The organism is Mycobacterium sp. 1245801.1, from assembly GCF_001673055.1.
Classification (GTDB): domain Bacteria; phylum Actinomycetota; class Actinomycetes; order Mycobacteriales; family Mycobacteriaceae; genus Mycobacterium; species Mycobacterium europaeum_A.
The window spans coordinates 22,492-42,543 of the sequence record NZ_LZKY01000422.1; the positions used below are offsets into that span (position 1 = coordinate 22,492).

A 20,052-nucleotide genomic window follows, 5' to 3' on the forward strand; every position below is an offset into this window, starting at 1 on the left:
CGCAATTGGCGGTCAGCGCAATCGGTTTCGGATGCGGCTCGTTGATGCAGTCGCCCTCGCGGAAGCAGCGGATGGCCGTGCTGGCCAGCGCGCTGGCCGCCGGCATCACCCATTTCGACACAGCGCGGATGTACGGCCTGGGCAGGGCGGAGGCCGAGCTGGGAGCGTTCCTGCGCACGGTCGACCGCGACACCGTGACCATCGCGACCAAGTTCGGCATCGACGTGGGCGGCACGGCGCGCCGCCTCGCCCGATTCCAAAGTCCCGCACGGGCTTTGCTCCGGAAGGCGCCCGCGCTGCGCCGCTCCGTCAAGCGGCGCCAGGCGCCATCGCAGACCGCCCGCGTGTACAACGCGGCCATCGCGGCGCGCAGCCTGGACCAGAGCCTCGCGGCGCTCGGCGTCGACTACGTCGACATCCTGTTCGTGCACGCCCCGCGGCCCGGCGACACGGTGGCCGGCGACGAACTCCGCGAATTCTTCGAACGCGCCCGCCGGCAGGGCAAGATCCGCGCCTGGGGCGTCTCGCAGGACGAGGGGCTCGACACGGACTTTGCCCGGACCTTCGCCCCCGACGGGGTGAGCCAGCTGCGCAGCGACCTGCTCAACCCGGCGCCGCGACCCGCCGACCTCGCCTTCGGCGTCCTGAGCGCGCCGTACCGACAACTCACGGCAGCGTTGCGGGCCGACCCGGATTTGGCGGGACGCTGGCGCGAAGCCCTGCAGACCGATCCGCTGGCTCCCGGCACGCTTTCGACGCTGATCCTCGGATCGGCCGCGGCCGCAACCGGGTGCCCGGCGATTCTCTACAGCAGCACCAGGCCCCGCCGCGTCGCCGAGGCGGCGACGGCCGTCTCGGCGCCGCCGGACGCGCAGACCGTGTCGCGATTCCTGGCTCTGGTCAAGGAGTTTCGTGCGGGGGCGGCCGCGTGATCCGCGGCGTGGCCCACTTCGCGCCCGGCATCGCCATCGAGACCGACGTGGCGATCGTTGGGGCCGGCCCGATCGGCATCGCGACCGCGCTCGAGCTGGCGGCGGCGGGCGTGCAGGTGACGCTCATCGAAAGTGGCCTCGAGCGCATGGACCGGGCGGCGCAGGATTTGTCGAGCTTCGATTCGCGCCAGGACGACTACTTCCATTCGCGCAGCGAACTCACGGTCCGCCGGCAGGTCGGAGGGACCTCGGCGCTGTGGGGCGGGCGCTGTGTCAAGTTCGACCCCATTGATTTCGCGGATCGGCCCCTCACCGCGCAGGCGCCCTGGCCGATCGGGCACGACGACGTCGAGCCGTATCTGCAACGCGCCTGCGATTGGGCGGCCTGCGGCCGGGCGGCTTTCAACGCGCGCGATATCCCCGAAATCGCGCACCGCGACATGATCGGTGGACTGCCCGACGGCCGGGTGCGCACGACGGACCTCGAACGCTGGGCCCTGCCAACGCGTTTCGGTCGCGAATACCGCACCGCACTGCGGGACGCTCCCGGTTTGACGTTGTGGACCGGTCTCACCTGCACCGAAATCGTGACGCCGCCGTCCGGTGACCGCGTCGATCATCTGGTGGTCAAGACGCTCGACGGCCGGCAGGGCACAGTGGTCGCGACGGACTACATCGTTGCGACCGGCGGCTTGGAGGCCACCCGTCTGCTGCTGGCGTCGGACCGCCATCATCCCGGCGGGCTGGGAAATGCGGGCGGGCACCTGGGTCGGTGGTACATGGCTCACGTCGAGAGCCGGGTGGCGCGTGTGCAGTTCAACACCGACCAGATCCTCTATGGGTACGAACGCGACAACGACGGTGTCTACGTTCGCCGGCGCTTCACCTTCGACCCGCACCTGCTGCGTGAATCCGGAATGCCCAATGCCGCAGTCTGGCTGGTCAATCCGCCGATCAGCGATCCGGGCCACGGAAGCGGCATTCTGTCGGGGGTTTATCTGACCCTCATCTCGCCGCTCGGCCGGTTCCTGCTCGCCGGCGCCATTCGTGAGGCACACACGAAGACGGACGGACCGCCGCGCATCGTCGCGCACCTGCGCAACATCGTGCGAGACCTGATCGGATCGATCCGCTTCGCGTTCGAGTTCTGTTACGCCCGGTTCCTGCGCAAGGGCAGGAAGGCACCGGGATTCTTCGTCAAGAGCGCCGACAACCGCTACCTGCTGCAATACCACGGCGAGCACCTTCCGCACTGGGAAAGTCGCGTCGAGCTGACCGACGAGCGAGATGCCCTGGGCATGAGGCGGATTCGCACCCATATGCACTTCTCCGAGGCCGACTACCAGAGCGTGCGCAAGGCGATCGTCGCGATCGACGAGCACCTACGTCGCCACGGCGCGGGCTACGTGGAGTGGCTGACCGACGACGTCGAGGCGTCGGTGCGTGCCTACATGGCGAAGCGGACCGGCTTCCACCAGGCGGGGACCACCAGGATGTCGGATTCGCCGCAGGACGGCGTCGTGGACCCGCAACTGCAGGTGCACGGCGTCCGCGGCCTACACGTGGCCAGCACGTCGGTGCTGCCGACGTCCAGTCAAGCCAATCCGACACTCGTCGGGATCGCGTTGGGCGTCCGCCTTGCCCGGCGCCTTGCGGACGCTCGCGGCGCGGTCACGTCGCCGTTGCCCACATGTCGTCGATGAGGGACTTCGTCTGCGCGATGTTGGCGCGGCTGGACGCGCCGAACACGATCGACCGGATCTGCGGCTGGTTGCAGACGTACTCGATCGCCTCGCGCGGCGGGATCGCGCCCGAGGCGAGGACGGACATCGCGATCAGCCGGCACCGGCGGTCGCGGACGGTCTTCTCGTAGAGCTCCACACCGCCGCACATCCGGAAGCCGATCTTGTTGAAATTGGCGCACACGATCGGGTTTTCGATGCCCTGCCTGTCGAGCGCATCGAGGAGCCTGGGCAGGTTCATCGTGATGAAGCCCGGCTCGGCGTCGTACTTGAGCCTGACGTGGTCGGAGAACAGCCGGAAGGCCTCGTCCATTCCGAGCCCGAGCAGCAGGTCGGTCACCACGTTCTGGATGAAGATGACGGGCGTCGACAGTCCGGCGAACATCTTCATCTCGGCATCGACCAGGAGTTGCATCAAGGGCTCGACGTCCTTGCTGGCGATCGCGACGCCGCCCTTGAACATCGATCTGACGGCGCCGTTGTCGGGCAAGAACTTCCGCAGCGCCTCAACGATGCCGAATTCGGTCACGGCGTTGGCGTATTTGTGCGCGTACGGCATGCACGGGTAGAAGACGTAGTCGGGGTATTCGGTACGGTTGGCGCGGAAGTGATCACAGATCTCACCGACCCGATCGTGGGTGGTGCAGACGAAGGTGCGGATGCCCTCCCGATAGGCGTCGTCCAGCGTCGCGAGCACGGCGGGCAGATGCTGGAAGCGTATCGCCTGTGCCCGTGCCTTGTCCTCGGACATGTGATTGACACCGAAGAACTGGTTGTCTCCGAAAAGCACGCGGTCCATGGTCACGATGCCTTCGAGGTGGCGAGTCTCTTGATGCGCGCGACGATCTCGCGCCGCAAGGCGCCGCGCGGGGATCCGTTCACCGCATCCTGCGGCGGCGCCACGGAGGCCGGATTGCCGGTGATCATGTCGACCACCCGATCGACGTCGAGCGCCGAGCGAAACGTGTTCTCGCCGTCCACCCGGTTCTGTTTGACGCTGTTGGCGAAGTAGTCGATCTGCGCCGAATACTCCTCGCCGCGAAGGTAATACCACACCTGTTCGGTGAGGTCGGTCGTGTACCGGATGGTCCAGCCCTTGCCGAACTCGGGGAGCCGGGGGTGTGCCTCACGCAGGTAGATCTGGCACTCCTGGCGGTCGGCGGTGATGCGGCCGTTGGTTCCCCACACCGAGACCTTCGTCGACATCTTGCGGAAGCTCTCGTCGCTCCAGTTCACGCACAGCTGCCCGGTCGCGCCGTCGGGATAGCGCATGGTGCAGTAGACCTCGTCGTCGACGTCGCGCGAGAACACGCTCTGGCGGACCACCCCGTCGACCGAATGCGGCACGCCGGCCACGAAGTTGATCAGATCGATGGCGTGACAGGCGTAGTCGTAGAGGGCGCCGCCACCCTCGGCCTTCACGCCCCGCCAGGTGCTGCCCTTTTCCCGGAGCACCACCGGACCGTACGCTTCGGCGCGGACATGGTGGATGCGCCCCAGCGCGCCGGAGGCGACGATCCGCGCCGCCTCCCGGAAGGAGCCGATGAAGCGGCAGTGATAACCCACCTGGGTGACGAGCCCCCGCGTCTCCGCCAGGGTCACCAGCCGCTCGCCATCCGTGACATCGAGCACGAACGGCTTCTCGCAGAAGACGTGTGCCCCAGCCGTTAGCGCCTTTTCGACGATCGGTGCGTGCAGCCTGGAGGGGACGGCGACCACGACCGCTTCGGCGTCGGTCGCCGCCAGCATCCGGTCGAAGTCGTCGTAACAGTTCAGGCCGGTGTATTTGGACAGGACGTCGCGCACATAGCCGGCCGAATCACAGATGCCCACCACGTCCAGGTCTGGATGCGTGCGCAGGACCGCGAGATGCGACAGCCCCATCTTTCCGAGACCGACCAGGGCCGTACGAATCATCGTGTGCGCCTTTCACTCTTCGTTCGAGTCCCGCGGCGACGTGTGCGGCGAAGGTGTCGAGCCGCAGGGGCGGGAGGGGTTCCACTTTGCTCGGATGATGGCGCCCGGTGCACGGATGCAGCACGGCCGCCGCGCAGTCGATCGCTGCGCCGACGCCTATCAAGACATACGGGCATCCCTGTCCTCGTACGCAGTGAGATCGCCTGCTCTAGGGGCGCTCAACGCAACGATGATGACGTTAGCATCGGTGGGTTGCCGATTTCGGCGATCTCGTCGATCTCGTCGCCCGCCGCCCGTCGGCGGCGTACATCCACCCGGTGCCGGCCGAGTTTCGTTGCTATATGCCAGAACGCGATTGAGGCGAGGCCGGGTTCATTACCATTGAGCTGCCACCGCGCCTCGTGCGGTGAGGGCGGGAGCGAAAGCTCTTGTCGTGCGGCCGAGTTTGGTCGCGAGCGCCTGAGATGAGGGAGGACATGGGCCGCCTGCTCCTCATCGCGTCCTCCGGCGGGCACATCTACGAAATGTTCTGCCTGCGGGAGTTCTGGCAGGACAAGGATCGGTTCTGGGTGAGTTTTCCCACCGCCGACGCCCGGTACCTGCTGCGCGACGAGACGGAGATCTACTGGGCGGCGCACCCCACCGTCCGCAATGTTCCCAACCTGCTGCGCAATCTGGTGTTGGCGCTGCGGCTGCTGATCCGCCACCGGCCCGCGATGATCCTGACCACCGGATCGGGCGTGGCCGCCCCGTTCCTCTGGCTGGCCTGGCTGCTGCGAATCCCCACCGTCTTCGTCGAGTCGATCACCCGCATTACCGAGCTGTCCCTGACCGCCCGGATGGTAAAGCCTTTCGCCTCCCGGTTTCTGGTGCAGTGGCCCGAGTTGGTCGACCGCATTCCCCGCACCGAATATCACGGGAGGATCGTGTGATCTTCGTGATCATGGGGATGGAGGTGCACCCGTTCGACCGGCTGGCCCGCGCGGTCGACGAGCTGGCCCGGGCGGGCACGGCCGGGGAGGACTTTTTCGTGCAGCTCGGCACCTGCCGCTACGAACCGCGCCACGCGAAGTTCGAACGCTTCCTGTCCTTCGGGGACGTTTGTGACCAGATCCGGTCCGCATCGGTGGCCATCAGCCACGCCGGCGCCGGATCGGCCTTGCTGTGCATCGAGCAGGGCAAGCATCCGGTGGTGGTGCCCCGTCGCTCGCGGCTCGGTGAACACGTCGACGAGCACCAGCTGCCGTTCGCCGAGAAGCTGGAGGCGGGCGGCCTGGCCACCGTGGTCCGGCAGATGGAGGAGCTTCCAGCGGCGATCGCGGCGACCCGGTCTCGGGTGGCACCCGCCGATGCGCTGGGCCGGGCCCGCGAGCTGACCGGATGGCTCGAGACGTTCTGGCGTGGACTGGCCTGAGCGTTTCCGGTCAGCGCCGCCGGGCCGTCGTCACCGCGGCGATGACCTCCAGCAAGCGGTCCGCGACCAGGTCGACCGAGCACCGCTGTGCGTAATGGCGTGCGGCCTCGGCCCCTTGCGCCGCGGCGACGTCGGGGTCGGCCAGGGCGTCGAATGCGGCGGCGAGCCCGGCCACGTCGTCGATGCCGACCGGGGGACAACCCGGTGGCTGGTACTCGGGCAGGGCACCGGCGGTGGACACGATCGGCATCACGCCCAATTGCATCGAGAGCACTTGCACGCCGCTTTGCGAAGCACGCCGGTAATGGGCGATCGAACCCTTCGCGGCGGCCAGCGCCGGGATGACGTCGGCGTAACGGAAGCTGCCGTTGCGCCAGCGCGCGTGTTTGGGCAGGGCGGTCGCCTCGAGTGACCCGCCGCCGATGAGCACCAGATCGTCTCCGCGCCAGGCGCCCCCGAGCACATGTCGCTGCCAGGCCTGCAGCACGACGTCGACGTTCTTGTACGGGTTGAGGCGGCCGAACATCACGAAATTGCGGCGCCCTTGCGGCCCGACGAACGCCGGCAGCCGGTCCAGGTCGAGGTCGCTGGCCAGCGGCACGACATGCACGGGCGTGCCGGCGATGTCGCGGCGCGCGGCGACGGCGGTCGCGACGTAATCGCTGTAGGTGACGGTGGCCGCCGAACGGGCGCCCCAGCGGTCGAAGACCGCACGTTCGTAGGCCGGCGTCAGTTCGTCGGGATCGTGTGGCCGATCGTCGTGCACCACCTGGATGCGTGGGACCCGTCCGGCCAGCGCGATCCAGCGGGGATCTCTGACCAGTTCGGCGATCACCACGTCCGGCCGGTACTCGCGGATGCGGCGCCAGGCCCGCAGCGTCGGGAGCCACGTTGCGCCGCTGCGGAATCGCGGGTCGAGCACCAACTCGTAATCGCGCGCGGCGTCGGACTCCGGGTGCTGGTCGGAGGTCACCAATAACACGTCGGCGCCGTGGCGCAGCAGCGCTTCGGCCTGCACGCGCACCGCCGGCCGTGTCCACGGCGAAAGCCAAAGCACCCGGGGCGAATTCACAGCACGGCCTCGATCGCATCGAGGTAGGCATCGGCCATCGCCTCGACCGTGTAGTGCTTGCGCATGCGCTCGTAGCCACGTTGCCCCACCGACGGCAACGCGCCCGGGTCGGCCAAGATCCGGGACAGCTGTTCTCGCCAGCCCGAGACCGACACGGGCTCGACGAGGAATCCGGCCCGGCCGAAGTCCAGTATCTCCGGGACAGCGCAAACCGCCGACGCCGCAACCGGTATGGCGCGCGACATCGCCTCGAGGATCACCACCGGGAAGGCCTCGGAGCGGCTCGGCACGCACAGCAGATCCGCGTCGGCCAGGGCCGGGCCGGGCCCCGCCGACCAGCCGCGCCACTGCACCCGCTCGCCCAGGCCGGCAGGGGTGGCCGCCTGCAGCCTCTCCCGGTCGGGTCCGTCGCCGAAAATGGATAACCGCCAGGGCATCCCGTCGAGCCCGCTCAGCGCCTCGATCAGCAGGTGGGGGTTCTTGTGTTCGACGATGCGGGACAGCATCACCAAATGCAGCGGCTCGCCGCCAGGTCGCTGCCGGGGGCTCAGCTCGCCGATGTCCGCGACACCGTTGGGTGCGATGAATCGCCGTCCCCGCAGCCGATGCTGGGCGACCAGCATGTCCCAATGCCGTTGCGCCAACACGATGAATCCGTCGGCACGCCGCATCGCCGCCGTCAACGGCCGCGAATAGATGGGCCGGTCCTCCGCGGGGGGGACGTGCGGCGCAACCAGCCAGCGTCGCTTTCGGCCGGCCGCGCGCCACAAACTACCGAAGCCCACCTCGGTGTTGGTGTCGCCGGTGACGACCACCGCCGGACCCTCGGCGACGTCGACCATCGGCGCCCACCAGGGTTGGCGCACGACGCGCACGGCGTCCGGAATCTCCGAGATCAGGGGGCCGAGCCGCTGAACGCAGACGATGGTGACCGGGAAGCCGCGACGGACCAATTCCGTTGCCAGCAGCGCCTTTTGCCGCTCGGCCCCGCCGTAGACCAGGCGGTTGGTGGTGATCACGATCGTCGGCAGCGGCGTGCGGCGGCCTCGGGCGGCCCCCCGCGCGACCCGCGGTGGCCGCCGCAACCGGTCCAGCAGGGCGGCGCCGGCCAGATACGCGTCGGCGAGGTGCACATTCTTTTGGTGCTCGAGCAGCAGCGCGGCGTTGGCCCGGCGCAGGTCCTGATCGCGGCCCGCATCGCCGTCAGCGGGTGGCGCGGTGGCGCGTTCGGCGCCGAGCTCGTCAACCGACAGAACGCGCCATCCCGCAGCGCGGGCTCGGGCCTGCCAGTCGGCGGCCTCGCCGGAGCCGAAGAATTCCTCGTCGAAGCCGCCGATGGCGTTCCAGGCAGCGCGGTTGATCGCCAGCACGGTCGCGCCCGCAACGGGTCTCGGCCGTATCGTTGCGAGGCCCCGTGGTGCCCAACCGGTTTCGGCGGCCCGCACAATCGGTGAAACCGCCGCCACCCGAGGCTCGCGAAGTAACTCCCGGGTGCGGGTGAGCGGGCCCAGCAGCCGGGCGTCGGGATCGAGCACCAACAGGTCGGCGTCGGCGGGTGCGTGGTCCACCAGCGCGTTGCACGCCGCGGCGAAGCCGACATTGCCCGGTTTCGACACCCATTGCACCGCAGGGTATTCCGCGGCCAGCTCGGCTCGTCCGGGAAGTTCCTCGTCGCTGCTGTGGTAGACGTAGACCGCCACCGCGGTCAGCTGCTCGGCGACACTGGCCAGGCAGCGCTGTAGCGACTCGTGGCTGCGACGGTGCGCGATGAGCACCGCCAGCGAGCGGACGGTGGACAGGTCGGTCGGCTCGCCGACCGGGCGCTTCAGATACGCCCGATCCGTTGTGCGTTTCATGCCGCCAGCTGATTGCGGCGCAGGGAGGTCAGGCTCGACCAGCCGAGCGGGCCGGCGACGGCGCTGGTGGCCAGGTAGGCCGCGGCGGCGGCGAGCAGGACCACGACGACGTGATGCCCCGAAAGTAGAAGCGCCACAGCCACACTCGCTGCCGTCGGGATCAGCAACCGCAGCACGAACAGCACCGGCGTGCGGTAGCCGCAGTGACGGCGCAACCACCAGGTGCTGACCATCATGTTGAAGAACTCCGTGCACACCAGCGCGACGCCCGGCCCGACCGCACCGTACCGCCCCGCAAGGCTGAGGTTGAGTGCGACGTTGACCACCAGGGTGGCCATCGTCAACCAGAACAGGATCCGCTGATGATGACTGGCGACCAATCCCTGGCCAAGGGTGCCGCCGACGAAACGCAGGGCCGCCGCGACGAACAGCAGCGCCAGCGTCGGCGTGCCGCGCTCGACGAACGCTTTGTCGCCGAAGAACGCGATCAGCGGTCCGGACAGCAGCGCCCCGACGGTGGCCACGGGTACCGCCACAAAACACATCAGCTCCACGCTGCGGCGCAGAAATCCCGCGAAGGCGGCGACGTCACGCGAAAACAGCTCGGTGGCCGTCGACAGCGTCGACTTGTGAAAGATCAGCGAGACCACGATGGTGTTGAACGCGACCGTGAAGGCCAGCCCGTACACCCCGACTTCGGAATGCGTGCTCAGCAAGGACAGGATCACGCCGTCGGCGCGGCAGTACAGCAGGCCGACCACCAGGAAACCGATCAGCGGCAGGCTTTCCCGTAACAGGTCGGCCGCCTCCCGCGGTGCGAAGATCGGGCGTACCGAGATGTGCCGCGTCGCCGCGGCGCCCTGGATCAGCAGCTGCACGGCGGGCGGGATCAGCTGCGCGACGGCGAACCAGATGACGTCCGACCGCATCGCAACCAGGCAGGCGACCATGGCCAGCGTGCCCGTTCGGGCGGCGACGTCGGAGATGGCCACCGCCGAGAATCGGACGGTGGCAAGAAATACCGGCTCGAAACGGGTCACCATGGTCTGCATCAGCAACGCTCCCGAGAGCACGACGAGCATCACTCGCACCTCGGGGTCGTGATAGATGAGCAATCCGGAGACGGCGGCCAGCACCGCCAGTGGCACGCAATAGATCAGGGCCAGGCCGCTGTTGATGCGCACCAGGCGCTCCAGATCGCCGCGGCCGGAGGTCACCCGGCGCACGATCACCGTTGCAATGCCGAGATCGGCCAGGCTGGTCCACATGGCGATGAAAAGCACCGCGATGGAGAGTTGGCCGTAACGCCCGGGCCCCAGATAGCGAGCGGTCATGGCCACCGAGACCACCGAGGCCAGCATGCCCAGAGCGCGGCAGATCAACTGGATCGAGAACGCGTGCGCCATCCGGGTGAGCGGCACCGACGGCACCAGCGCATCGGCTGCCGTCGGCTCGGTCATGGCTCGCGAGCCTAGTAGGCTCCGTGGCTTGTGAGTACCGCTTTCACCGTCTTGGCGATAATCACCAGATCGCCTGACATCGACCAGTTGTCGACGTAGGACTGATCCAGCCGCACCGACTCTTCCCAGGAAAGGTCCGAACGGCCGCTCACTTGCCACAGTCCGCTGACTCCGGGCTTGACCAGCAACCGGCGCTTCACGTCGTTTTCGTAGTTGTCGACCTCGCGCCGCAACGGAGGCCGCGGCCCGACGACGCTCATGTCGCCTTTGAGGACGTTGATGAACTGGGGCAGCTCGTCGATGCTGTAGCGGCGAAGGATCTTGCCGATGGGAGTGACCCGGGGGTCGTCGCGCATCTTGAACAGCATGCCGCCGGCGCCCTCGTTGAGTGACAGCAGTTGCTCGAGCTGGGTGTCCGCCCCGTCGGTCATGGTGCGGAACTTCAGCATCGTGAAGGGCTTTCCGTCGACGCCGATGCGTTCCGACGGGTAGAAGACGGGCCCCCTGCTGGTCAGCTTGATGGCGATGGCAGCAGCGATGAGAATGGGCGCGGTGGCGACCAGCGCCGCCAGCGAGAACAGGAAGTCGAAGGCCTGCTTCTGAAAGCGGTGTGCCCCTTCGTATTGCGGCTTGTCGACGTGCAGCAGGGGCAGGCCCGCGGTGAGGCGCAGCGTCAGGCGCGCCGCGGTCACGTCCATCACACCGGGGGACACCACCAGGTCGACGTCCATCGTCTCGAGCTGCCACATCAGCTCTCGGATCCCGTGCATCCCAAAGTGATCCGTCTGTGTCAGCGCCACTGTGTCCGCGCCGCAGCTGGCGATAGCGGTGGCCGCATGGGTCTGGTCGCCCAGGATCGGGATTTCCCGGCCGCCGATGGTCAGCGTGTTGCCGCGGCCCGGACCATAACCGGGGATGCAGACACCGACCACGATGCAGCCGGCCAGCGGATTGCGGGCCAGTTCGTGCGCGAGGTGGGTCACCGCCTGGCGGTCGCCGATCGCCAAAACCCGGGTCTGGCAATGGCCGTCGGCCCGCTTGCGGTTGACGTGCTTGCGCCACCCGCTGCGGCTTCCCAACAACGCCAGCGTCCCGACGGGCAGCGCGATGGCCAGATAGCCGCGGGCCAGATCGACCTTGGCAAGCAGCGTGACCATCGCGATGATCCCGAATGTCCAGAAGGATGCCGTGCCGATCCGCCGGTACTCCTCGATGCCCGCCCCGATGATCCGGCTCGAGCGCGTCTGGAACACCGCGAGGGCCGACAGCCACAGTGCCGCGAAGAGGAAGGAGAACAGCGTCATCGTCGGGTCCGAGTAACCCGAGGTGTTCGCGATCTCCCCGAACCGGACATACTGAGCCAACAGCACCGACGCGCAGACGATCACCGAGTCGCTGATCCGCAGGTACTGCGAGTACTGATCCTGCCAGCGCCGCAACGCGTTGCCGCCGGCCGAGGACGCCGGAGCGGCGGTTGCCGGGGAGCCGTTGGTGTCGCCGCGGCGCACCGCGGTCGTGTCCGCGGGCCAGGGCTTAACCGGTCGGCGGCTGGGCATGATGTCCACGGTGTTGCGAATCATTACCGACTGATGCATGTCGCCACCTGTTCCACTGGAACCAATCTGGGTTTGCGTGCGGGCCAGCTCGCGTCCTGCTCCGAGATGACCGTGACCGGAATGGGCCACGAGATGCCGAATTCGGGGTCATCCCAACGGATCCCCTGCTCGTCGGTCATCGCGTAGTCCCCGCTGACCTGGTAGCTGACCTCGGTGTCGTCGACCTGAGTCTGGAAGCCGTGCGCAACATAGGGCGGCAGGTACAGCGTCCGGTGGTCGTCGGCGCTCAAGTCGACCATCACGTGGTCGCCATAGGTCAGCGAGTCGGGACGGACGTCGACCGCGACGGCGGCAACGGCGCCGCGCGTGCAGCGGACGAGCTTGGCCTCGGCGTGTGGCGGCACCTGACGGTACAGCCCACGCACGGTGCCCCGGGTGTAGTTGAAGACGATATTCGTCTGCGAGACATCGAAATTCAGCCCGTGATTGGTGAAGTCCCTGGCGCAGAACGTCCGTGAGGAGAACCCGCGATGGTCACGGTGGATTTCTAAATCGATGATTGTCACCCCGGCGACCTTGGTGGGCGTGTATTTCACTTACCGCTCCTTCTTGACTACCGGGCCTGGAAAACCGTTGCGCTCATGCGTGGGTTTACGCGTATCCGGCGGCCGGCGGGCGGGTCATCACGGTCGGGATAACGCCGTATCGGGGTCCGAGCGATTTGCCCGTCGCGGCCGCCAGGCGCGGCAACGACCCCATGACGCTGGGGGGCACGTTCGCGCCGGCGAGGTTGATGGCGGGCAGCGCGGAGACGGCGCTGTTGGCGGCCGGGATCACGCTCGTCCAGCTCGCCGGCACGGCCAGCGGGCCCAGCGACGCGGCGCTGCCGAGGCTGCCGAAGACACCCGAGCCGATCGAGCCGAGCGATCCGAGCGCGCCCGCGCCGGAGCTCGCCGCGCTGGCTGCCCCCGACGCCGCGGCCGCGGCCCCGCTGCTGGCGGCATTCGCCAAGCCCTGTGCGGTTTGGGCCATGCCGAGGATGGAGGACATCCCATACAGCGGGGTGGCCGCCGCCGAGAACGCGCTGGGAATGGCGCCGGGTATGCCCGACGCGAGGCCCGTCATGATCGACGAGTCGGTCGCCGTGCTCCCGGTGGTTCCGAGGGTGGTGCCGACGTCGCTGCCGGTGTCGGTCAGCATGGAGACGCTGGACTTCATCGGCGAGGAAAGCTGGTGCAGCGTGGTGGGCACCTTCGACACCACCTGGGCGAGGTTTGCCTGCTCGGTTTGCGCGGTGACCCGCCCGACCGTCGCGGACTGCTCGGCCACCCCGCTCTCGTTGGTCATCTTGGGCGCCGGGTTGAACTGGGTCACCGAGCACGCGGCCGCGGAGCCCGCGGCGTACTCGTACATCGCCGCGGCGTCCTGCGCCCACATTTCGCCGTACTCGGCCTCGGTGGCCGCGATCGCCGCCGCGTTCTGGCCGAAGAAGTTGGTCGCGACCAGCATCGCGAGCTGCGCCCGGTTGGCCGCGACCGCCGGCGGGGGGACCGTCGCCACGAAGGCGGCTTCGTAGACCTCCACGGCGAGCCGGGCCTGACCGGCCGATTCCGCTGCCCGGGCGGCGGCCCCGGCCGTCCACGCCATGTACGGCGCGAACGCGGAGGCCATCGCCAGCGACGACGGGCCCATCCAGCGCTGGGTGGTCAGGCCCGCGATAACCGTGCGGTAGCAACTCGATGCGGCATGCAATTCGGCGGCCAGGCCGTCCCAGGCCACCGCGGCGGCGATCAGCGAAAGCGGGCCGGGTCCGGTGTACATCCGGATGGAGTTGATCTCCGGCGGAAGCGCTCCGAAATCGATCATTTCAGACCGTGACGGGCTGCCGGGCCGACGCGGCGCCGGCGGCGGGAGAGGTGGAGGCGATCGTCGGTGCGTCGACAATCCGCTGGTCAGCCGTGGTCCGTGGGCCGGTTGAGGCCTGTGACCAGCGGTTCGCCGTGACGAACGACATGTGCTTCCCCTTATGCGGTGCAGACGGTCGAGACGATGTTTAGGCCGTTACCAAACTGACGATCTGACAATAGCGTACAAAACATACCAATGGTTTGACAATAGCGTGTGATCTAGACCTCAGGTATTTACGCACGCGTCAAACGGGACAGCCGTATGACTGCTAACCTCTGGAGTGGGCTACATGTCTTGAGCGACACGGGTGCGTGTTCGCTCCCACCCCTGAAGAACCGAGGTAGTTGTGCCCTGCATGAGCAAGGCGTTCGACGACGTAACGGCGGGCGAAACGGCCCGCGGCGTCGGCCTCGGGCGAAACGGCGGCGCCCAACCCGCGCCGCGGGGTACCTGAGCTCGCGAGTGTTATGACGACCCATTCGACTGACGGACGAGCGGACGCGACCCGGCAACAGATCCTGCGGGCCGCATCCCACCAGTTCGCCCGGCGCCCCTACCACGACGTCGGTCTCGACGACATCCTCGCCGAGGCCGAGCTGACCAAGGGCGCCATGTACTTCCACTTCAAGTCGAAGCACGCGCTGGCCGTCGCGATCATCGACAGCCAGACAGAAGCCGGCGCCGTCGCCGTGCAAGAACTGATGACGCGCGGCCTCTCGGGCCTCGAGACCCTGATCGACTTCTCGTATCTGATCGCCATCAAGGACATCAAGACCGATGCCGTCAGGTCGGGACTGAATCTGATGGAGTCGGTCGGCCTCTCGGACGGGCTGCAGGCGAAGTTGTTCGATCAGTGGATCAAAGCCCTGGGCAGGGTCGCCGAGCAGGCCAAGGCCGAGGGCGATATCAACGACGAGTGTGACCCGCAGGACATCGGCCGCCTGATGGTTTCGCTGCACATGGGGCTGCGCAAAACCAGCGACCTGGACGACCCCGAGCGGTTCCTGCGCGACCTGGAGAAGTGCTGGTCTTTGCTGTTGACCGGGATTCTGCAAGCGGACCGCACCGAATACTTCCGCCAATTCCTCAGGCGGCGTGCGGCGCTCGCCATCACCACCAGTTCAGCGGATGCCGACGACCAGTAACGGCGCGGGCAGTTTGCACGGTCGGATCGTTGTAACGACTGATACTGTGAGCCGTCTTGCGGGCAATGTGAAACCAGATGAGCGCTCTGCGCATCCGATGAGATCCCGGAGGTGCGTGCACCATGGCGCGCCAAGTTCGCTCTGAAGCCACCCGCCGGAAGATCCTCGACTCCGCCATCGAAGTGTTCAGTGACGTCGGGTATGCCGCCGCCGGTTGGAGCACCATCATCGAGCGGACCGGAATGACCAAGGGCGCCCTCTATCACCATTTCGATTCGAAAGAATCGTTGGCGTCGAACATCATCGAGGAAGGCTCCGACACCCTTCTCAGCGCTTTCCGCAATGTCTGCGGATCGTCGTCGCCCGGGCTGGAGAACCTGCTGCACGGCACGTTCACGATCGTGGAGGTGCTGAGCTCGGACAAAATGGCCCGCGCGGCCGCGCAATTGGCCACGGCGTTAAGCGGATTCAACGCCGCGGCCTCGCGGTTCTACGCCAACTTGATGCTGGAGACGGCGCAAGAGGCTCGGCGGGCGATCAAAGAGGGAGACCTCCGCAACGAAATCGACCCCGACGTGCTCAGCGCGTCGGTCATCGGCACCATCTTCGGGGCGCGGTTGGTAGCCAACGCGATATCCAGCCACGGCAGGATCGGCAACATCGTCGGCGACCCCACCGAGCGCCTGCATCAGATCTGGAACCTGCTGCTTCCCGGTGTCGTCTCCGAGGCATCGCTGCCCTACTTCCGGCAATTCCTCCGGCGCGAAGAAATGCGTCATGCCGCGGCCAGGGCGTCCCGCGACGACGCCACCGCGGAATCGCAAACCGATTAGATTTCGCCCATAGCCGGTGCCGAGGCGCCGCGGGATCTCGAAGAGGCGTTGCGAGATACCTTTTCGCGGTCGCCACGACGGCGATTCCGTTATTGGGGTTGAAGCGCTTTCAACAATGCATACTGTTCCGGTGATATACCGGAAATCTCTCGGTCGAGTAATTGCGCTGGCCGGTGTCGTCGGATTCTTGCTGATGAGCGCTCCGGCATCATGGGCTGCGCCGGCCGACCCGGCCCCGTCGACGGACTCGACGACGACCCTGTCGCTGCTCGACGTCGGGTCCGCCTCCACCCTGGAATTCTGGGGGCTGACGAGCAGCCAGCAGCTGACCGTGCCGGTGCTGCACGGCCTGACGCCGGCCGCTTTGAATACGACGGTCGAGCTGCCGATCAATCTGCGGTCGGGGATGATCACCGTGACGCAGGGGGAGCGCACCCTTGCCAGGCTGAACCTGCCCACCGCCGACCAGACACCGATCGCGATCCCGTTGGCGGGCGCGGAAGTCAACGACAATTGGCTGACGGTCACCGTGCACGCATACCTGGTTCCGGTGGACGGATACTGCCTGTATCAGGAAAGCCCCCTGCGGCTGACCAACGGAACCGTCACCTACACCGGGGCCGAATTGCCGCCGACCACCGTGGCCCATTTCCTGCCGCCGGTGCTGCGGAAGCTGAGCATCTATCTGCCGCAGTCGCCCTCGACGGCGGAGTCCGACACGGCAATTCAGCTCGCCGCCTCCGCCGCCGCGCACTACGGCAAGCAGGTTCCCGACATCGTGGTGATCCCCCTGCAGGAAGGCCAGGCCGCGCCCCCGGCCCCGCCGCAATCGCTGGAGCGCCAGATCGTCGTCAAAGAGGGTCCGGATAACGGGCTTTCGCTGCAAGGCTCCTCCGGTGTGCCGTGGCTGTTGATGTCGGGGCCGTTGAACCGAGCCGACGACTCGGACACGGCCGCGTTGTTCAGCGACGTGTCGGAGCTGGCCCTGTCCGCCAAGGCCACGGTGGATTCGCCGAAGCCCAAGGTGCAACTGCCCGGCAATACCGCCTCGCTGCGCGAGCTCGGACAGCCCTTCGCCAACTCGACCTCACTGCAACCGCGGGTGTCGATCGGAGTGGACCAGACCAGGTTTGGCCGATCCATCCACTCGGTGCGGGTGCATCTGCAGGGGTCCTACACCCCGACGTCGAACAACGGCGTCGGCCAGATCGCGGTGACGATCGGCCCGGAAACCATCGACCACTGGCCCACCGACGGCCACGGCACCATCGACCGCTGGATCGACGTGCCCGACCGGCTGCTGCAGCGCTACACCAACCTCGAGTTGGTACTCGACGTGGCGAGCAATGTCGGACACTGCGGCGACTTCTACACCGCCGGACCGGGAAATCAGCTGCTCACGCTGAACATCAACGGCGACAGCACGGTTGAGAGCAGCCCCGCCGCGCCGCCGGTGCCCGACGGTTTTCAGTCGATGCCCCAAACCCTGATGCCCCGCGTCCAGGTCGGCATCGCCGAGCACTCGTTCGTCGACACCGTGCGCGCGCTCGACATCGTGGTGGGCCTGCAGCGAATCAGCTCGATACCGATCGACACCACTGTCACCGGTATCAAACAGGCGATCGACTCCTCCGATCCCGCACTGCTGATTTCCGCCGACGGGTGGAACCAGTCCGAGGTGGCGCTGCCGGTGGCCGCGGGGCCCAGCGGCCCGATCACCGTCAGCGCCGTCGGCCCCGGTGACAAGCCGGCCAAGCTCACACTGGACCCGGTGCTGCGGTTCGCTTCTCTGCAAACGGTTTTCAACCACGGGCGGTCGCTGCTGATCGCGACGTCCAACGGCGCGCCCGGGCAGCTCGACGAGCTGATCAGGTGGCTCAAGAGCGACAACAACAAGCACTGGCAGCGGCTCAAGGGTGTCGCGGTGGTGTCGGTGCCCGGGCAAGACCCGGTGACCGTCGATCACCCGCCGCTGGCCGCCGGCGCCTCGGCCGGGGGATCGGCGAGTCATTCCAACCTCGACTGGCTGTACTGGTTCGGTGCGGGCTGGGTGGCGGTGGCCATCGTCGGCGCCGGGGTGATCCTGTGGCGGGTCAGGCGCGAATCATGGCGGCGCCGATAGCGTTTGGCCCTTGATGGCGCGAATCAGGGACATCGAGATCCGCCCCGCCGTCAGGAACATCGCGGCCGCAGCGCTGTGCGCCGCCGGTGTCCCGGCACTCACCCGGCGACGACATCGCGACGCGCTCGCCATCGTGATGTTCCACGGCGTGGAAGACGCGCCGCTGTCGCCGCCCTGCTGGCATGTCGGCGGGGTGGCGATGTACCGCCGCCAATTGGAGTACCTGCGCAAGCACTTCAACGTCCTCGCGCTCGAGGAGGCCCTGGCGGCCCTTGCCGACGGGACGCTGCCGCCACTCGCGGTGGCGATCACGTTCGACGACGGCACCGGCAACCTCGCGACCCACGCTCTGCCGGTGCTGCGCGAGTTGAACCTGCCCGCGTCGGTGTTCCTGGCGACGGGTCCGATCGGCACCGGCGAAACATTGTGGCCCGACCGGCTGTGGCTGGCGATCGCCCGCACCGCGGTGGCCGAAGTCGACTTGGCCGCACTGAAATTGGGGACGCGTTCGCTCGACGGCGACGCCAGGCGCGGCCGGGTCTACGCGGCCGCGGTGGAGGCGCTGAAGAACCTCGGCGACACCGAACGCGTCGCCGTGCTGGATGAGGTCCTGGCCGCGCTCGGGTACCGCGACGACGGGGACGCCGGCCCGTTCCGGATGCTCACCTGGGAGCAGGTGCGGGACATGGCCGGTGACCCGCTGGTGAGGCTGTATCCGCACACGGTGACCCACCCCATCCTTGCCCGGTGTGGCGACGACAAGGTCGAACGGGAGATCACCGATTCCTGTGTGGCGATCGAACGTGAGACCGGCTCAACGCCAAGGGTTTTCGCCTACCCTAATGGCCGGCCGCAGGATTTCGATGACCGGGCCAAGGATGTCTTGCGCCGCCGCGGGGTGCGCTGGGCGCTGTCCACCACACCGGGATTCGCCGATCGCGGCTGCGACCCGCTGGCTTTGCCGCGGCTGGCGGTCGGCGGCAACGCCACGTTCGACCATTTCCGGCTCACGGTCTGCGGCGGCCTGCCGCGGCGGCGGCACAAGCCCGGCGCGGCCGGCCGCCGCTAAGGGTCAGCGGCGCTAGCGCGCCTCTTCCCAGAGCTGTTCGGTCAGATCCTGGAACGCCGCGAGGGCGAACTGATCGTCCACCCGTCGTACGGCGGACTTGCTCATCATCGCGCGCACCACCGAGCCGTCCTTGTGCGCCAGTTCGACGACCATGTTCGCCAGCGCGTGCACCGTCGCCAACAGCGAATCCGAGGCGGGGGCCTGATGGAAGATCTGTTCGAATCGCAGCGACAGGGTCTCTTCCGGCTCGTAACCCATCATGTCGGCAAATGCGGTGTTGGCGAACAAGATACTGCCGTCGTCTCCGATCGCCAGCACCGGAACCGGGATCCGCTCCAGCACAACCAGTGCGGGCAGCTCCTTCAAGGTCGTCATCGGCGATTGGCTCTGTTGCCTGTTCTGGCGTCGTTCCACACCGAAGATTATGGTCTATGCCAGAAGTTATGTTGGACACATTTGTCCAAAGCGTTCCCGATGAATTGGCCGTGGCGCCGAACTCGCTTGCTCTTCAACCGAATTGTCCGGGTCTTCGACCGCTGGTCACGCGGCGTTGAGCGGTCCGCTCACTCGACCTGGTAGCGGGGGAACACCCCGGTCGGAGCGGGCAGCGCCGTGCCGGGCGCCAGGCGCGTGCCGATCGCGGCGAACGCTCGTTGGTCTTGCGCCTGCCCGAGCAGATCCAGCAGCTTGCCGGCCGAGTCGGGCATGACGGGCTGCACCAGCAGCGCGGCGATGCGCACCGCCTCGCAGGTGACGTACAAGACGGTGCGGAACCGCGCCTGATCGGCCTCGGACTCGCTCTTGCGCAACACCCAGGGTTGCTGCGCCGAGAAGTACCTGTTGGCCTCGCCGAGCATCAGCCAGATCGCTTCCAGGGCCAGGTGCATCGCCTGCGCGTCGAAATTGGCCCGGACGCGTTCCAACAAACCGTCGGCCGTCGCGAGCAAGTCGGTGGGCAACGTGGTCGACCCGATCAACCTGATCGACACGCTCGGCGTCGACCAGGTGCGCTATTTCCTGCTGCGC

Annotated in this window: 17 protein-coding genes and 2 pseudogenes; 9 read left to right on the forward strand and 10 right to left on the reverse strand. The window is 67.5% G+C overall.

Translation table 11 applies throughout. The features are described 5' to 3' along the window. Window positions 1–5 precede the first annotated feature (5 nt). Both A5622_RS27025 and A5622_RS27030 read left to right on the forward strand, forming a co-directional pair. The gene (locus A5622_RS27025) at window positions 6–932 is read left to right on the forward strand and encodes an aldo/keto reductase (protein ID WP_066882397.1); all 927 of its coding nucleotides are present in this window, start codon (window positions 6–8) and stop codon (window positions 930–932) included. Continuing rightward, entirely contained in the window at window positions 929–2,635 is a 1,707-nt protein-coding gene (locus A5622_RS27030; RefSeq protein ID WP_066882371.1) for a GMC oxidoreductase, read from the forward strand. Before A5622_RS27025 ends, A5622_RS27030 begins: the two co-directional genes overlap by 4 nt. Here A5622_RS27030 and A5622_RS27035 read toward each other — a convergent pair. Next, window positions 2,604–3,479 (reverse strand): hypothetical protein, encoded by an 876-nt coding sequence (locus A5622_RS27035; protein WP_066882373.1) that lies wholly within the window; start codon window positions 3,477–3,479, stop codon window positions 2,604–2,606. The genes A5622_RS27030 and A5622_RS27035 overlap by 32 nt on opposite strands. Continuing rightward, window positions 3,476–4,591, reverse strand: coding sequence for a Gfo/Idh/MocA family protein (locus A5622_RS27040; protein WP_066882375.1), 1,116 nt, complete (start codon window positions 4,589–4,591; stop codon window positions 3,476–3,478). The genes A5622_RS27035 and A5622_RS27040 overlap by 4 nt, the downstream gene beginning before the upstream one ends. A 476-nt stretch (window positions 4,592–5,067) precedes the next feature. Between A5622_RS27040 and A5622_RS27045 the strand changes: the two genes are divergently transcribed. Further along, window positions 5,068–5,523, forward strand: coding sequence for a polysaccharide biosynthesis protein (locus A5622_RS27045; protein WP_066882376.1), 456 nt, complete (start codon window positions 5,068–5,070; stop codon window positions 5,521–5,523). Further along, the gene (locus A5622_RS27050) at window positions 5,520–6,005 is read left to right on the forward strand and encodes a glycosyltransferase (RefSeq protein ID WP_066882378.1); all 486 of its coding nucleotides are present in this window, start codon (window positions 5,520–5,522) and stop codon (window positions 6,003–6,005) included. The genes A5622_RS27045 and A5622_RS27050 overlap by 4 nt, the downstream gene beginning before the upstream one ends. A 10-nt stretch (window positions 6,006–6,015) precedes the next feature. Here the strand turns inward: A5622_RS27050 and A5622_RS27055 are convergent, their stop codons facing one another. Genes A5622_RS27055 through A5622_RS27080 form a run of 6 tightly spaced genes read right to left on the reverse strand, consistent with a single transcriptional unit; the run spans window position 6,016 to window position 13,815 of the window. Beyond that, complete coding sequence (locus A5622_RS27055) at window positions 6,016–7,062, reverse strand: glycosyltransferase (protein ID WP_066882399.1); 1,047 nt, start codon at window positions 7,060–7,062, stop codon at window positions 6,016–6,018. Window positions 7,063–7,073: 11 nt separating this feature from the next. Beyond that, window positions 7,074–8,933 (reverse strand): glycosyltransferase, encoded by a 1,860-nt coding sequence (locus tag A5622_RS27060; RefSeq protein ID WP_066882380.1) that lies wholly within the window; start codon window positions 8,931–8,933, stop codon window positions 7,074–7,076. Further along, window positions 8,930–10,393: a flippase gene (locus A5622_RS27065; protein ID WP_066882382.1), complete on the reverse strand. Its 1,464-nt coding sequence runs from the start codon at window positions 10,391–10,393 to the stop codon at window positions 8,930–8,932. The genes A5622_RS27060 and A5622_RS27065 overlap by 4 nt, the downstream gene beginning before the upstream one ends. Window positions 10,394–10,404: 11 nt before the next feature. Then, window positions 10,405–11,988 carry a sugar transferase gene (locus A5622_RS27070; protein ID WP_066871838.1) on the reverse strand — a complete coding sequence of 528 codons (1,584 nt, stop codon included), beginning with the start codon at window positions 11,986–11,988 and terminating at the stop codon, window positions 10,405–10,407. Further along, a complete protein-coding gene (locus A5622_RS27075) occupies window positions 11,973–12,545 on the reverse strand; it encodes a dTDP-4-dehydrorhamnose 3,5-epimerase family protein (protein WP_066882385.1) in 573 nt (190 codons plus the stop codon). Before A5622_RS27075 ends, A5622_RS27070 begins: the two co-directional genes overlap by 16 nt. 55 nt (window positions 12,546–12,600) lie before the next feature. Then, a complete protein-coding gene (locus tag A5622_RS27080) occupies window positions 12,601–13,815 on the reverse strand; it encodes a PPE family protein (RefSeq protein WP_066882387.1) in 1,215 nt (404 codons plus the stop codon). A 509-nt stretch (window positions 13,816–14,324) separates the two neighbouring features. On the opposite strand from A5622_RS27080, the gene A5622_RS27085 reads away from it, so the two are divergent. The 4 genes from A5622_RS27085 (at window position 14,325) to A5622_RS27100 (ending at window position 19,026) form a co-directional block, all read left to right on the forward strand. Beyond that, a complete protein-coding gene (locus tag A5622_RS27085) occupies window positions 14,325–15,002 on the forward strand; it encodes a TetR/AcrR family transcriptional regulator (protein WP_066871829.1) in 678 nt (225 codons plus the stop codon). A gap of 122 nt (window positions 15,003–15,124) precedes the next feature. Next, on the forward strand, window positions 15,125–15,835 hold the full coding sequence (locus tag A5622_RS27090) for a TetR/AcrR family transcriptional regulator (RefSeq protein ID WP_066882389.1): 711 nt from the start codon (window positions 15,125–15,127) through the stop codon (window positions 15,833–15,835). A 115-nt stretch (window positions 15,836–15,950) separates the two neighbouring features. Continuing rightward, window positions 15,951–17,957, forward strand: coding sequence for a hypothetical protein (locus tag A5622_RS27095; RefSeq protein WP_066882391.1), 2,007 nt, complete (start codon window positions 15,951–15,953; stop codon window positions 17,955–17,957). 22 nt (window positions 17,958–17,979) lie between these two features. Then, a complete protein-coding gene (locus A5622_RS27100; RefSeq protein ID WP_066882401.1) occupies window positions 17,980–19,026 on the forward strand; it encodes a polysaccharide deacetylase family protein in 1,047 nt (348 codons plus the stop codon). 12 nt (window positions 19,027–19,038) lie between these two features. On the opposite strand, the gene A5622_RS27105 is transcribed toward A5622_RS27100, so the two are convergent. Both A5622_RS27105 and A5622_RS27110 read right to left on the reverse strand, forming a co-directional pair. Further along, window positions 19,039–19,401: a PAS domain S-box protein gene (locus tag A5622_RS27105; RefSeq protein ID WP_051445841.1), complete on the reverse strand. Its 363-nt coding sequence runs from the start codon at window positions 19,399–19,401 to the stop codon at window positions 19,039–19,041. Window positions 19,402–19,589: 188 nt separating this feature from the next. Continuing rightward, a pseudogene (locus A5622_RS27110) lies at window positions 19,590–19,973 on the reverse strand (methionine--tRNA ligase); the annotation flags it as partial. Here A5622_RS27110 and A5622_RS29430 point away from each other — a divergent pair. After that, window positions 19,969–20,052 (forward strand): annotated as a pseudogene (locus tag A5622_RS29430) (class I tRNA ligase family protein); the annotation flags it as partial. The pseudogenes A5622_RS27110 and A5622_RS29430 overlap by 5 nt on opposite strands.

Excerpts from the sequence above, each read along its gene's own strand:
- A5622_RS27040 (WP_066882375.1), bottom strand. The coding sequence starts at position 4,591 with ATGATTCGTACGGCCCTGGTCGGTCTCGGAAAGATGGGGCTGTCGCAT.
- A5622_RS27045 (WP_066882376.1), top strand. The coding sequence starts at position 5,068 with ATGGGCCGCCTGCTCCTCATCGCGTCCTCCGGCGGGCACATCTACGAA.
- A5622_RS27060 (WP_066882380.1), bottom strand. The coding sequence starts at position 8,933 with ATGAAACGCACAACGGATCGGGCGTATCTGAAGCGCCCGGTCGGCGAG.
- A5622_RS27065 (WP_066882382.1), bottom strand. The coding sequence starts at position 10,393 with ATGACCGAGCCGACGGCAGCCGATGCGCTGGTGCCGTCGGTGCCGCTC.
- A5622_RS27070 (WP_066871838.1), bottom strand. The coding sequence starts at position 11,988 with ATGCATCAGTCGGTAATGATTCGCAACACCGTGGACATCATGCCCAGC.
- A5622_RS27080 (WP_066882387.1), bottom strand. The coding sequence starts at position 13,815 with ATGATCGATTTCGGAGCGCTTCCGCCGGAGATCAACTCCATCCGGATG.
- A5622_RS27085 (WP_066871829.1), top strand. The coding sequence starts at position 14,325 with ATGACGACCCATTCGACTGACGGACGAGCGGACGCGACCCGGCAACAG.
- A5622_RS27090 (WP_066882389.1), top strand. The coding sequence starts at position 15,125 with ATGGCGCGCCAAGTTCGCTCTGAAGCCACCCGCCGGAAGATCCTCGAC.
- A5622_RS27095 (WP_066882391.1), top strand. The coding sequence starts at position 15,951 with ATGCATACTGTTCCGGTGATATACCGGAAATCTCTCGGTCGAGTAATT.
- A5622_RS27105 (WP_051445841.1), bottom strand. The coding sequence starts at position 19,401 with ATGACGACCTTGAAGGAGCTGCCCGCACTGGTTGTGCTGGAGCGGATC.